Here is a 14256-nt window from a genome sequence, read left to right on the forward strand (position 1 = left end):
AGCCTCATTGGGGCGTAAGGTTATATGTGTTTTACCCTCACATGTAAAGCATTCAGAAGGCGTCGGTGACTATCTTGGGCGTCACGAAAATCAGCAACTCCCGCTTTTTGTTCTCGCTGGTGGTCTTGCGGAACAAGGCCCCCAATCCGGGAATGTCACCCAGCAACGGCACCTTGGTCACATCGCTCTTGATGGTCTGCTGATAGATGCCGCCCAGCACCAGGGTCTCGCCATTGTTCACCAGCACCTGAGTAGTGATGGACTGGGCGTTGATGGAAACCGCATCACCGGTACCGGTCGGTACCGTTTCACCCTTGGTATCCTGGGTCACGGTCAGGTCGAGAATCACCCGATTATCAGGGGTGATCTGCGGGGTAACCTTCAGGCTCAATACCGCCTTCTTGAAGGTAACCGAGGTAGCGCCACTGGAAGAGGACTCCACATAGGGGATCTCGGTACCCTGCTCTATCAATGCCGGTTTCTGGTTCGCCGTGGTCACGCGTGGACTGGCGATAATCTCGGCCTTGCTCTCTTTTTCCAGCGCCGACAACTCGAGATCCAGCAAGGTGCCATCAGCCAAACGGGCAACCTGGAAGGCCAAAGTACCGGCGGCATTGGTCACCGGCAGGTTGACGTTCAACCGATCGTCTGCTGATGGCCGAGGGCTGGGATTAATCGCAGAACTGCCGTTGTTGTTACCAGAGCCATCATTCCCCTCGATGGAGCCGGACGTACTGTTGCCATGACCATCATTCTTGGTCACCCCCCACCGCACCCCGAGCGCTTCATCAAAACCGTCATCAATGGTCACCATCCGCGCCTCGATAACCACCTGCTTGACCGGAATATCGAGAATATCGAGCATCCGTTTGATGCTGCTGATGACATCGGCGGTATCCTTGACCACCAGCACGTTGGTTCGCTCGTCCACGCTGACCGCACCACGGGGTGACAGCAACTTGGTACTTTCGGAAGAGAGCAGGGCAGCCACTTCCGAGGCCTTGGCATAGTTTATCTGCAGATATTCGGTATAGAGCTGCGCCAAATCAGCGACCTGATTTCGGCTCTCCAGCTGTTGCTTCTCGCGTGTTGCGATCTCTTCTGCAGGCGCTACCAGCAAGATGTTGTTATCCAGCCGTTTATCCAGACCCCGCACCTTCAAAATAATGTCGAGCGCCTGCTCCCACGGCACCCCATCCAGACGCAGGGTAATATTGCCTGATACCGAATCTGTGGTTACCAAGTTAAGGTTGTTGAAATCGGCAATAAGCTGCAATACGGTACGGACTGGAATATCCTGAAAGTTCAATGAGATGGGCTTTCCCTGATACTGCTTGGATGCCGTGGCCGTCGTCCGCTTTTTCACCTCGATAATGAAGAGCTTGTCTGCCTGATCGTAACGGTAATCAAACTGACCATTGATCGACAATTCAAACAGGGTATCGCTGCCCTGCCGGGAGACTTCAACCTGAGAGACCGGCGTTGCAAAATCCTGCACGTTGATCAGATTAAGCAAGCCATCCGGTACCCGAGTGCCATGAAACTTGGCCAGTACGGTCTGGCCGCGGCTGCTCACATCAACAGCGGCCGAGCTGTTATCCAGCGTGACCAGAAACTCCCCCTGGCCATCTTTGCCACGACGAAAATCCACACCGGTAACCGAGTTGAAATAGGCACCGCCCCCACTGCTCTGATAGTTGTTAAGCACCGGCTTGCTGGCAGGCTGTGTGGCTACCGGCGTTGTCACGGGTGCAACAGGCATAGACCGGGCGACGACCTGAGGATTGAGCAGCGCCGAGGGAGAGGGTGTGGCCACCATCGCAGAGGGCGCTGTCACAGGAGTAGCCGAGGTTGCGGGTGCAATCAGCGCGCTCTCACCATTGATGAGCCCGGAAGAGGCCCCCTCGCCCAATGACACCAGTAATTTGTTCCCCTGTTGCTGAACCTGATAGGGGGCCAGCTGATCGAGTGCGATCTTGATATCCAGACCTGCGCCCTTACCCTCAACCTTGATATTATCAACCCCCAGGCGCTGGATCGGCAGCGGGTTCACTTTCAGCGCCCCTACCGCACCGGGAACATGCAACAACAGCTGATTGGGTTGGTAAGAGAGACGATCGGTAAAGCCCGTGACCGGCTCACTGAAACTGAGCTCGACCAGTAATTGATCGGCCAGCAGCGGATTGACCTTGATCTCCTGCAGGGTTGCCACTGCCCACGCCTGACTGAGGGCGCTGGCGCAAAACAGCAAAGCCACTTTGGATACACTCTCTATTGTTGTTCTCATTGCTGTTCGTCCCTGATTATTGTTTTTCTTGCACATTGGCCATCGCCAACTGGGTTTCTCTTGTTACCCAGCACCCCTTCCCGTCCGGAATGGTTTCCAGCAAATCCACGGCAGTGTCAGTGATCTTGATGACCCGGCCCTGATCAAGCCCCATATACTGGTTGAGTCCGACCCGCATCGATTTGCCATCCGGGGTGCTGATCAAGGCCCACAACTGACCTGCCTTACCCAAAGAACCATGCATCGACAGACTGGCCAGCGAATAATTTTCCAGCACCTCTTTCTCACGATCCATCAGGGTCTGAGCACAATCCGGCTGGGCCTTGGCAGTGCTTGTACTTCCGACCGTCGCCTCAGGCTGAGGAACCATGAAGGGGCTGCGCAACTCGCGTTGCTGGTAGTGCATGGGGGCAAAAGGCTTCAGCTCGGGCAAGGGCTCGATAGGTATGGGCGGCCTTGCTTTGGTCTGGGCGACATAGCTATCCATGTCCTCCTGACCACCACACGCCGCCAGCAAGAGGGCAGGCAACAACCAGCAGATGCGTCTCATTGTTTCGGCTCCACTGTTTTACCGTTGTACTTGTAGGTCTTGGCCAGCATCGACATCGAAATCAGCTCCCCTTCATCCTTGCTCTGGCCCAGAGTGAAGGAGTCAAGGATGACGATACGGGGCAAGGCAGCCATGTCAGCGGTAAACTTGCCAATTTCATGGTAAGTGCCCACGACTTCGATACGCATCGGTAGCTCTGTCGAAAACTCGTGCTTGACCTCGGGTTCCCAGTTGATCCGGTTCAATTTCAAGCCATTGTCGGTAGCAATAAAGCTGATATCGTCCAGCAGCCCGGCGACCTCATGGGTATTGGGCAACTGCTTGAGCTGGGTATCAACCAGTTGCTCAAGCTGAACCATTTGCGCCTTGTATGCCCCCAGGTTAGCAGCCAGCATCGCCTTGCTTTCAAACTGGGCTTTCAGTTCGGTCTCCTTCCCCGCTTCCTGAGTCAAACTGGTCAGTGAGTTGGCAATCACGTAGTAGTAGATGGCGCCACCGGTCAACACGCAGCAGAAAAAGATGAAGACCCCTTTTGCCCATTTTGGCCAGCTTGCTATGTCATTGATATCCAGCTCGTTGAGTTGCTGAAGATTCATTGTTGCTCCTTGGCCACATTCCCTGCAGCCGCAGCATTGTTGGCGATCAGGAACATCATAGAAAACTGGCTCAATGACACTGGCGCAACATCAGCCGCAAAAATAGTGCTTATCTTTGCCTGACCCAACCAACCGGAACCATCAATCCGCCGCATCATGCTGGCCACCCGACCATAGGCTTCGGTCTTGCCATTAACATCAATAATATTGTTCTGCATCGAAAGGGTGTTGAGGTAAACCCCATTGGGTACCAATGAAGGCAGTTGATTAAAGAGGCGAACGGGCACATTGCGTCGCATCTGCAACTGCTCGATGAGCTGCATCCGATCGATCAGCTCCTTGCGACGCTCTTTGAGCAGACGGATCTCCCCCAGTTGGGCATCCAGAATAGTCATCTCCTGAACCAGCCGCTGGTTGCGCTGCTGCTGGGCGACGATCTGGCGATCAACCAGCCAGTTGGCAAAAAATCCCAGCGCGACCGTGGCCAGCACAAAAATCCCCAGCAAGGCCCCGAACTGTTTCTTTTGGCGCTGGGCCCGGGCTTCACGCCAGGGTAGAAGGTTTATATTTGACATGGTGTGAAACTCCTCAGAGCCAACCCGAATGCCGTCATATATTTAGCACCATGTACCAGCTCGGCCTCCCCTTTCGGTTTGCCAAACAGAGCGAACAGATCTGGGTGCAACACCTCGCAATTGACCTCTTCTTTTACCTGCACCAACAAACCGGGTAGCAGACTGCCTCCCCCCGTCAGCACCAGTTTTGCGATGTCGCGATAACCGGATGAACTGCAAAAGAGCTGGATATTGCGCCGCACTTGCTGCAACAGCGAGTTGATGTGGGGCATCAGCACATCCAGCTCATGGTCAACAGGCAAGGTACCTTTGGTTTTAGCCTGCTCAGCCTCATCCAGCGTCATGCCATAAAAGGAGGAGAGCGCCTGGCTGTACTGATCGCCGCCGAAGTTTTGCAAGCGGGAGTAGATCACCTCTCCCTTGACCAGCGCCGCAAAGGTCATGGCACTGGCACCGATATCTATCACCCCGATCGGCCGTTCACTCTCCTGCAATTCGGGCAGACATGCCACCACGGCACGGCCCAGCGCATGGGCGCCCACATCCACCACCTTGACGGCAATACCGGCTTCGGCAAGGGCGCTGACCCGGCCGTTGACACTCTCGGTGCGGGCTGCGCTCAGCAGCACATCTTGACGATCTTCGCTATTGTTGGTGCTCAGCACCTCAAAATCGAGACTCACTTCATCGAGGGGGAAGGGAATGATCTGCTCGGCCTCCAGCTGCACCTGACTCTCCAGCTCCTTGTCACTGAGGCGGGCATCAATCTGGATCACCTTGGTTATCACGTTGGAACCGGTCACCGCAGTGGCGGCATAGTCGCTGTGAGCTGGGATCAGGCGCTTGAGGGTCTTGAGAGATTGGCTGACACGCTCGATATCCTGCAATTGATAGTCAACCAGCGTCCCTTTCGGGGTGGCAATATCGGCGACCGATTCGAGATGAAGCTTGCCGGGTCGGCCACTGAGGGTAACGGCCTTGATGGTCTGGCTGCCGAAATCAATGCCCACCAGAGGGAGGAGGGATCCCTTGTTAAAAAGCCCAAACATATACACATCCATGCGTTATTTGGTTTTATTCCTGAACAGAGTGTAGGACACCCGATCAGAGGAGTGCTTCACTCATCCTAAATGCTCTAACTATCAATGTCATAAAGTTTATGTCGAAAAGTGACCCATCTCGCTTTCTTCATGGCAAGTGGCCCTCCTTGGTAATTGCTCCCTGTAGTGCTAACCTCTCGCATCCTTTTGAGGTGGGTGGCTCGCCACAGGAAAACCTCGAATTCCCGATGGCAAAAGGGCTATACTCTGCGCCCGTTGGCTAATTTTAAGACGATTGGTAGTTCTTCCATGCTGAAATGGCTCGTTCGCCTGTTTATTGTCATGATGCTGGGTGCAGTGCTGGGTGTTGCCAGCCTCATCGGTATCTACTTCTATATCAAACCCCAACTGCCCGATGTCACCGCACTGCGTGACGTCAAGCTGGCAACCCCGATGCGGGTTTACAGCCGGGATGGGGAGTTGATCGCCCAATATGGCGAAATTCGTCGCATTCCGCTGCGTCTGGACGAAATTCCGCAACCCATGATCGATGCCGTACTGGCGACCGAAGATGCACGTTTCTATGAGCACCCGGGCATTGACCCGATTGGTATCATTCGAGCTGCATCCGTCTGGGCTGTCTCCGGCCATGCCCGTCAGGGGGCCAGTACCATCACCCAGCAGGTTGCCCGCAACTTCTTCCTGAGCAATGAGAAGACCATCATCCGCAAGATCAAGGAGGTCTTCCTGGCCTGGCGGATCGAGCAGAATCTCTCAAAAGACGAGATCCTCGAACTCTACCTCAACAAGATCCCCCTCGGTTATCGCTCCTTCGGGATCGGTGCTGCGGCACAGGTTTACTTTGGTAAAGAGGTCAAAGATCTGGGACTGGACGAGATCGCCATCATTGCCGGTCTGCCGAAAGCTCCCTCCATGCTCAACCCCATCCGCTCCCCCGAACGCGCCTTTGCGCGCCGCAACGTTGTGCTGGGCCGGATGCTGGAAACCGGCAAGATAACCCAGGCCCAGTTTGACGAAGCGTCCAAAATGCCGATCAAGGCCCGTTTTCACGGCGCCGAAGTGACCCTGCACGCCCCTTATCTCGGTGAAATGGTGCGCCAGAAGATGGTCGAGCAGTTCGGTGAAGATGCCTACACCATGGGCCTGCACGTCTACACTACCGTCTCTGCCGAACGTCAGCGGGCGGCAAGACAGGCACTGCTGGATGGCGTTTTTGCCTATGACATGCGCCACGGCTATCGCGGCCCGACGGCTCAGTTGTGGAAGGCTGGCGAGACAGCCTGGGATTACGAGCAGATTGTCGCTCACCTTGGCAAGCAGCCCACTTATGATCCGCTGATGGCGGCGGTCGTGACCAAGCTCGGTGATCGCAGCGCCACGCTGGTACTGAAAAATGGCAAGGAAGCAGAGCTCGGCTGGAATGGCATCAAATGGGCTCGCTCCTTTATTACCGACGACCGTCAGAGCTATGCCCCGAAATCGGCGCACGATGTGCTGAAAGTCGGCGCCCAAATCTGGGTGCGGGAAGAGGGCGAAGAGTTGCTGCTGGCCCAAATCCCGGACGTCAACGCCGCGCTGGTTGCCATGAACCCGAAAAATGGCGCGCTGGAAGCGCTGGTCGGTGGTTTCAGCTTCGAACTATCCAAATTCAACCGGGTCGATCAGGCGCGTCGCCAGATCGGTTCCAATATCAAGCCTTTCCTCTATGCGACCGCGCTGGAGCATGGCTATACCCTGGCGTCGCTCATCAACGATGCGCCGATCAACCAGTGGGATCCGTCAAAAGGGCCCATGTGGCAGCCCAAGAACTCCCCGGCCGTTTATGATGGCCCCACCCCGCTGCGTCTGGGTCTGGCCAAGTCCAAGAACGTGATGTCGGTTCGACTGATGCGCGCCATCGGTCTGGATACCTATATCGACGGTCTGACCCGCTTTGGCTTCCCCCGCGACTTCATCTCTCCCCATGAGTCGCTGGCGCTGGGTGCTGCCGAATTCACCCCCCTCGAGGTAGTGCGTGGTTACTCGGTTCTGGCCAACGGTGGCTTCCTGGTGACCCCATACTTCATCGACAAAGTGACCGACAGTCTGGAGAACACCCTCTATCAGGCCAACCCTGCTATTGCTTGCACCACCTGCGAACAGCAGGCCGCACCCGAGCAGAGCACACTGCCGCAGACAACTGTTGATGGAGCCTCACAAGATGGCACACAGACCCCTCTCGCGCCAACCATCGCACCTCATACCATCAGTGCCCAGAGCGCATTCCTGATCACCGACACCCTGAGCACAGCCATCTGGGGTGGCAACGGCTGGCGTGGTACCGGCTGGCGTGCAGCCCGCGACCTGAAACGTCACGACATCTCCGGTAAAACCGGTACCACCAACGAATCGCGGGATGCCTGGTTCTCCGGCTACACCCCGGACATCGTTGCTACTTCCTGGATCGGTTTTGACAACCACCAGCGTGGCCTTGGCCGTGCCGAGTTTGGCGGTGGCGCCGCGCAGCCTATCTGGATCGACTTCATGAAAGTCGCCCTCAAAAAACTGCCGGAGCACAAAATGCCGGTTCCCGAAGGGATCATGACAGTGAAGATTGATAGCGAAACCGGCCTGCTGGCAACCAGTGGCGGCACCGACGAATACTTCAAGGAAGGGACCGAGCCGACCCGCTATGCAGCACCGAGCTCGGATGGCAATCAGGTCTACGGTGGTGACAACCCCGATGTGGAAGGGCCTGTCTCAACCGACGATATCTTCTAAGCTGCTCTCGCGGCAGAAGCAAAACCGGCAGCCTTGGCTGCCGGTTTTTTTATTGGGCCAACTGCTTGCTCATCAGCGTGGCAATCGAGGCTGCCAGCTCATTGAAACAGGGGCGACGCACCGAGTAGTGGCGATAGAGCAGCGAGATGGTCCGCCCCGGCACAGGGTCAACCACCGGCCGATAGCTCACCCCGCCCTCATCATGATCGGCAGGTACGGCCAACTTTGGCACCAAAGTCATGCCGCTACCGGCGGCCACCATGTTGCGCAGCGTCTCGAGACTGGTCCCCTTGAAGCGTTGATCCTCACCTATCCCGCCGGCGAAACAGAATCCCATCGCCTGATCCCGCAAACAGTGGCCATCGGCCAGCATCAGCAATTTCTTGCCCTTGAGATTACCGAGTGGCACCTGTCTGGCCTGTGCTTCGGGGTGATGGCAAGGCACAGCCAACCACATCGGCTCATGATAGAGCTGGATTGAACCAAACCCTTCCATCCCCGGCATCTCGGCCAGAATGACGCAATCCAGCTCCCCCTCTTCCAACCGCTTGAGCAGGGTTTGGGTCTGCTCCTCATAGAGGTAGAACTCCAGCTGGGGGAAACGCTCACGCAGGGTCTGGATAATGCGGGGCAACAGGTAGGGGCCCACGGTCGGAATGAAACCGATATGGATCTCCCCGGACATCGGCTCGGAGAAGTGCTGACCGATGCTCTTGAGCTCGCGCACCTCCTTGAGCACCCGACGCGCCTGATGGGCCATGGCATCGCCAGCCGGAGTAAACAGCACCTTGCGCGAGGTACGTTCGATCAGAATGACCCCGAGTTCATCTTCCAGCTTGCGCAGCTGGCCGCTCAGGGTGGGTTGACTGACAAAGCAGCGTTCAGCGGCTTTGCGAAAATGTTTTTCCTCATCCAGCGCCACCAGATATTCGAGATCGCGAAGATTCATACAGCAAGAGTCCTGCCTGGAAAATGGGCCATCAGCATGCACAATATCGTCCGGCGGGACAAGTCATCCACTTGCAGTGAGCCTCTCTGGCTGCCCCTCCAAAACAGAAAAGCCCGACCACCTTGCGGTAATCGGGCTGTTTGACTCGCCGATGGATTACACCCTGAAACGGCGCACCATATCCTGCAGTTGGGTAGCCAGGTGGTTCAACTCGTTGCACGCCTGAGCCATCTGGGTGGCACCGGCGGCCACCTCTTCGGAAGCATGACTGATATTGACCACGTTACGGTTGAGCTCCTCGCTCACCGCGCCCTGCTCTTCCGTGGCCGTTGCAATCTGGATGTTCATGTGGGAGATGCTGCTGACCGAGCCACTGATCTGGGAGATGGACTCGCCAGCTTCCCGCGCGGTAGCAACCGTGGTGTTCATCAGCTCCTGACTCTGTTGCATTGTACTGCCGGCCTGTTCGGCACGCTGCTGCAACTCGGCAATGATGGTATTGATCTGGGAGGTGGAGTCCTGAGTGCGCTTGGCCAGAGTACGCACCTCATCAGCCACCACCGCAAACCCCCGCCCCTGCTCACCGGCACGGGCCGCTTCAATCGCCGCATTCAATGCCAACAGGTTGGTCTGTTCGGCAATACCGCGGATCACCTCCAGCACCATGCCGATATTGCGACTGTCATCGCCCAGTTGGCGGATCACCACCGCGGTACTCTCGATGGCACCGGCGACCCGTTCAATACGTTGAATGGAGTCATTCACCGTTTGCGCACCAAGTTCGGCCGTTTCACTGGCCGAGGTGGCGGCACTGGCCGCATCGCTGGTATTGCGAGAGACCTCCTGCACCGTGGCTTGCATCTCGTTCATCGCCGTTGCCAGCTGATTCAACTCATGTTGCTGAGCATTCATGTTGTTGGCTGACTGGCTGGCAACAGAGCTGATCTCCTCCGCGGCGGAACTCAGTTGCACCACAGAGCCCGACACTTCACTCACCAGAGTGCGCAGATTGGTCTGCATTTCACCAAACCCTTTGGCAAGGGTTCCCAGTTCATCATTGTTGAACTGCTGCATATCGATGCGGGAGGTGAGATCACCAGAGGAGACCCGCCGGGTCTGTTCCAGCAACGCCATCACCGGATTGCGGATCTGACCGGTCAGCAGCCAGGCAATTGCCACAACAAAACCCAGCGTCACCAAACTGACAATGACGCTCATGGTTCTGGCACTGCTGTAGAGCGCCTCCACATCTTTTGTCATCTGGGCCGCAATCTCGTTATTGATTTCCCGCAGGCGGAAGGATTTTGCTCCCACCTCCTCCAGCGCGACCCGGGTTTCGTTTTTGCGCAGACTTCTGACTCGCTCCAGATCGCCAGCAGCGAAGGCGCTCAACAGTTGGTCATGCACCGCAAAATACTTGGCCCCCGCCGCAACCACCTGCTCATAAACCTGTTTCTCTTCACCTGTAGTGAAAGCTAAAGCACCGTATTTTTGGGCTGCTTGCTCAAATTCCTGCCTGGCCTTATTGAAGGTCAGGGTGCGATCGCTTACCTCTTGATCATCCTTGTTCAGACCACCGATGACCTGGGCCAGCTCTGAGCGGCGCGCATCCAGAATGGCAACATGCATCTGGCTGGCATAGCGGGTTGACGGCAGCAGGTTGTCAGTGATGGTTTCGGTATCACCATAGAGCTTTGCCAACTGGCTGATGGAAAACCAGGCCAAGCCCAGTACCAGCAGTGCCAGGATGGCAAATCCGGCACTCAGTTTCTGGCCGATAGACATGTTTTTGAACATATGGGGGCTTCCTTGAAATGAGTCTGCACTCCCGCAACATCCGCCGGGAATGGTCACATAGAGCATAGTCTGCAAGCAGAAAGTCGAAGGCTTTCATATCGCTTCTGCATACAGGAATATCGGCCCGTTCACTTCACTTCTAAAGAGACCTTGTCCGTTCACATTCTAATAACTATTCCATCAACTCAAGAAGATGCTGACGCAACCCGGCAGGATCGCCCAAAAAGTCCGCCACTCGAACAGCACTCACCTTACCGTTGTGCATCAACCCAAGGGTGGGATAACCCTGACCGCCCAGCCATTTCATCCAGCCCTGGCTATCTGCCAGATGTTGCAGCAAGGGGGCCTGCAGATAAGCTTGTTGGAATTCCTCAGCTGAAATCCCCTGCTCTGCCGCCAGCGTGGCGAGAAATGCTGGCTCACCAATCCAGATCCCGTCCCGATAGTGGGATTGCTGGATCCGGTGCAACATGACCAGCCCATCGCCCCCCAAGGCCGTGACGGCCAAAACCGCACGGATCGGCGGCTCGGAGTCCAGCAGACAGCCTTCCCGCAGCAGCAGTTCGTTAAAGTAGCGTTCGCCAAAATGCTGGCCGGTCAGCGCTTCGATCCGCTGATCATGGGGGCGCACATAATCACGCAATGCCTCGCCCATCGGCTGACGGCGACTACCCATCCAGAGACCGCCCGCATGCAGCTCGATCTTGAGTCCGGCCATGGTGGCTGCCGCCTGCAACAGGGGGGCGGCACCGTAGCACCAGCCACAGAGCGGGTCATAGACATAATGGAGGGTGGTTTGTTGTTCGCTCATCTTTATTCTCACTTCAATCTCGGATAAAAAAACCGGGCCCTTAGGCCCGGTAAAAAAACACAGGGAAAGCAGGCTCAGTGGCTTACCACTTCATCTCGCCGGTATTGACCTTGGCACCGATGGCCAGACCATCGTCAACCGGCAGTGCCGGATAGGCTTTCTTCAGAGCCTCAATCAGCTCACCAGAGTTTTTCGCCTTGGCCAGCTCCTGTTCGAAACGCTCTACATAGTCACGGGTAAAGGTCACAGCAGCAGTGCCTTTAGGAGCAGTGCCCAAGAAGTGGCCCGGTACCACACGCTCGGGTTTCAGGGCCAGCAGGTTATCCAGCGCCTTGACCCAGTTGCTGCGAGCCGCCTTGGTCTGGCTGTCCGCCATCCAGACATGCACCCCGTGGTAAACCGGCACACCACCGAAAGCAGTCTTGATGGAAGGGGCCCAGAGGTAGGCATTCGGGGTATTCATCTCTTTGATTTCAATCTTCTCGCCATCCAGCGTCAGGTGGCTGGCGGTCATCACTTGCGGCACGGTCAGGCTCTTCGGTGCACCCTTCCCGAGGATCGGGCTCCAGTAGCTCAGCTTGGCATCCTTGGTCTGGTTGATGTGGTCAACCACATGCTGGTCGGCCAGCACTTTGACATCCGGGAACGCCGCCATGACTGGCTCCAGACCGAAGTAGAAGTCGGGGTCACCGGCACTGATATAGACAGTGGTCAGCTTCTTGCCACTCTTCTTGATCATGTCGACCAGCGCCTGACCATTTTGCACATCGAATTGGGCATCGATCAGGATGGCCTCTTTGTCACCGGTCACCAGTGAGGAGGAGACCGGGAAGATCGCCTTCTCGCCAGGGTTGTAGACGGTCACGCTCAGGGGGGCGGCCAGTGCGGCGCCACTCAGCAGAGTGGTCGCCAGAGTCAGGTTGCGGATCAGGGTGTTGTTCATCATCTATTCCTCATTAAGTATTCGGGGGTTCATTTGATGGACACAGTGTATTGGATCACTTAAGGTGCAAATACAGCATAAAAAGCGCATCACTGTTGCACATATCGAACATATAGAGAGCCGTACATGGATCGACTGACCGCCTTGCGGGTCTTTGTCAGCGTAGTCGAACAAGGGAGCCTGAGCGGCGCCGGAGAGAAACTGGATATGTCGCGCGCCATGGTGTCTCGCTATCTGGCCGAGCTGGAGAGCTGGATGGGCGCCCGACTGCTGCACCGTACCACCCGTCGTCTGAGTCTGACCGGACCGGGAGAGGAGGCGCTGAACCGGGCCCGCGCCATGCTGGCGCTCGGCGAAGAGATGGAGCAGATCGCCGTGAAGGGAGATGACGCCCCCAAGGGGCAACTGCGGATCACCAGCAGCTACTCCCTGTCAGAAGCCTTGCTGGTCGGGGCTGCCAACGACTATCTGGCTCAATACCCGGGGACGGCCATCGACATTCTGCTGCTCGACAGAACCGTCAATCTGGTGGAGGAGCGGATCGATCTGGCGGTGCGCATCACCAACGACCTCGACCCCAATCTGGTGGCGCGCCGTCTCGGCACCTGCCACTCGGTAGTCTGTGCCAGCCCGGCCTATCTGGCCCGTCATCCGATGCCACACAAGGTGCAGGATTTGGCGCTGCACAACTGCCTCACTTACACCTACTTCGGCAAGAGCCTGTGGGAGTTCAATGGACCGGACGGTCCCGAGTCAGTGCCGGTCAGCGGTAACCTGAGCGCCAATATCTCCAACCTGCTGCTGGAAGCAACGCTGGAAGGCGCAGGGATCAGCCTGCAACCCCGCTACTCGGCACAACCCTATCTGGAGCGCGGAGAACTGGTGCCCCTGCTGACCGACTGGCAACCCAAGCGCCTCGGCGTCTACGGGGTGTATGCCACCCGCAAGCAGATGTCGCCACTGCTGCGCAGCTTCCTCGATTTTCTGCTAGCTCGCATGGCGGCGGATCCCATCTGGCAGGAGTAAGCACTCCGCACACCCAAACATAACGAAGGGGCCGCTGCGGGCCCCTTCTTCACTCTGATCCCTTGATCAGGCTTCAAATCCGAATGGTTCTGAGTGCGGCGCTTCCGGCTGCGCACTCTCGTCCAGGAAAATATCCCGATAAGCCACATAGATGGAGTAGTTGAGCGCCGGGATCACCACCAGCAGACCTACCAGTAACAGCACAGCGCCAAACAGCAACAAAATGGCTGAGAGCAGCCCCCACCAGAAGAAGGGAAAAATATTGCGCCAGCAGCCGAAGAAGCTCAGCCGTACCGCCTGGATGATGCCGATATCGTGGTGGTAGATCAGCGCCGGAGCAAAGGTGACCCCCATCAGCACGGGAATGATAAGCAGCATCCCCACCAGCAATACCAGCAGTAGTTGCTGCAACTGGCTCGCAGAGACCACCATGCTCTCGGGATCCTGCGTCAGCAGCGGGAGCAGCCCCCACATGGAGAGCAGACCGAGACAGACGAGGCCCACCAGGCTAAACAGCAGCAACACCAGCAGACCGCCTAGCATCAGCGGGGTCAACTTGTGGCGAAAACCGGCGAAGAGATCGGCAAACTGCAGCGGCTCCCCCCGATAACCCCGAGCGGCGACCGCCACCCAACCCGCGCCCCACACCATGTAGAGCAGCTGGGAGATAAGGCCCCCTGCCGGCAGTTGCTCCAGCAGCATGCCCACCATAAACCAGACCAGCACCATGGCTACGCTGATCCCCATCCCCTTGTTGAAGATATCGAACCCGCTGCGAACCCAGAGCCAGCCACGACCTGTCGTGTACCGGGCCGGAGTGGTGCGCAAAGGGGGTAATCCGTTCATATCGTCTCCTCGGAGTGTCGGTGGCATCAGTGCCGGAAGCAGATTCTAGAGCCAG

At 57.0% G+C, this 14256-nt stretch carries 12 protein-coding genes; 2 read left to right on the forward strand and 10 right to left on the reverse strand.

What is annotated here, in order from left to right:
- Window positions 1-52: 52 nt before the first annotated feature.
- Genes pilQ through tapM form a run of 5 tightly spaced genes read right to left on the reverse strand, consistent with a single transcriptional unit; the run spans window position 53 to window position 5057 of the window.
- On the reverse strand, window positions 53-2287 hold the full coding sequence (gene pilQ, locus I6L47_RS08480; protein ID WP_216949093.1) for a type IV pilus secretin PilQ family protein: 2235 nt from the start codon (window positions 2285-2287) through the stop codon (window positions 53-55).
- A gap of 16 nt (window positions 2288-2303) precedes the next feature.
- Entirely contained in the window at window positions 2304-2837 is a 534-nt protein-coding gene (locus I6L47_RS08485; protein ID WP_005335020.1) for a pilus assembly protein PilP, read from the reverse strand.
- Entirely contained in the window at window positions 2834-3433 is a 600-nt protein-coding gene (gene tapO / locus I6L47_RS08490) for a PilO family type IV pilus biogenesis protein TapO (RefSeq protein ID WP_019446350.1), read from the reverse strand. The genes I6L47_RS08485 and tapO overlap by 4 nt, the downstream gene beginning before the upstream one ends.
- A complete protein-coding gene (gene tapN, locus I6L47_RS08495) occupies window positions 3430-4008 on the reverse strand; it encodes a PilN family type IV pilus biogenesis protein TapN (RefSeq protein WP_005353997.1) in 579 nt (192 codons plus the stop codon). The genes tapO and tapN overlap by 4 nt, the downstream gene beginning before the upstream one ends.
- Entirely contained in the window at window positions 3996-5057 is a 1062-nt protein-coding gene (gene tapM, locus I6L47_RS08500) for a PilM family type IVa pilus assembly protein TapM (RefSeq protein ID WP_042082638.1), read from the reverse strand. Before tapM ends, tapN begins: the two co-directional genes overlap by 13 nt.
- Before the next feature lie 300 nt (window positions 5058-5357).
- Between tapM and I6L47_RS08505 the strand changes: the two genes are divergently transcribed.
- Complete coding sequence (locus tag I6L47_RS08505) at window positions 5358-7829, forward strand: penicillin-binding protein 1A (RefSeq protein WP_216949094.1); 2472 nt, start codon at window positions 5358-5360, stop codon at window positions 7827-7829.
- 49 nt (window positions 7830-7878) lie between these two features.
- Here the strand turns inward: I6L47_RS08505 and oxyR are convergent, their stop codons facing one another.
- The 4 genes from oxyR to I6L47_RS08525 all read right to left on the reverse strand — a co-directional run bounded on the left by oxyR (window position 7879) and on the right by I6L47_RS08525 (window position 12329).
- Window positions 7879-8778, reverse strand: coding sequence for a DNA-binding transcriptional regulator OxyR (gene oxyR, locus I6L47_RS08510; protein ID WP_005354003.1), 900 nt, complete (start codon window positions 8776-8778; stop codon window positions 7879-7881).
- Window positions 8779-8934: 156 nt separating this feature from the next.
- Complete coding sequence (locus I6L47_RS08515; RefSeq protein ID WP_019446348.1) at window positions 8935-10575, reverse strand: methyl-accepting chemotaxis protein; 1641 nt, start codon at window positions 10573-10575, stop codon at window positions 8935-8937.
- Between the two features lie 172 nt (window positions 10576-10747).
- Window positions 10748-11392 (reverse strand): DsbA family protein, encoded by a 645-nt coding sequence (locus tag I6L47_RS08520; protein WP_216949331.1) that lies wholly within the window; start codon window positions 11390-11392, stop codon window positions 10748-10750.
- Between the two features lie 76 nt (window positions 11393-11468).
- Complete coding sequence (locus I6L47_RS08525) at window positions 11469-12329, reverse strand: Vmh family MBL fold metallo-hydrolase (protein ID WP_005335035.1); 861 nt, start codon at window positions 12327-12329, stop codon at window positions 11469-11471.
- Between the two features lie 126 nt (window positions 12330-12455).
- Between I6L47_RS08525 and I6L47_RS08530 the strand changes: the two genes are divergently transcribed.
- Window positions 12456-13355 carry a LysR family transcriptional regulator gene (locus tag I6L47_RS08530; RefSeq protein WP_005362277.1) on the forward strand — a complete coding sequence of 300 codons (900 nt, stop codon included), beginning with the start codon at window positions 12456-12458 and terminating at the stop codon, window positions 13353-13355.
- 66 nt (window positions 13356-13421) lie between these two features.
- On the opposite strand, the gene I6L47_RS08535 is transcribed toward I6L47_RS08530, so the two are convergent.
- A complete protein-coding gene (locus tag I6L47_RS08535) occupies window positions 13422-14201 on the reverse strand; it encodes a BPSS1780 family membrane protein (RefSeq protein ID WP_042054576.1) in 780 nt (259 codons plus the stop codon).
- Between the last annotated feature and the right edge of the window lie 55 nt (window positions 14202-14256).

This window comes from Aeromonas sp. FDAARGOS 1417 (genome assembly GCF_019046985.1).
Taxonomy (GTDB): domain Bacteria; phylum Pseudomonadota; class Gammaproteobacteria; order Enterobacterales; family Aeromonadaceae; genus Aeromonas; species Aeromonas veronii.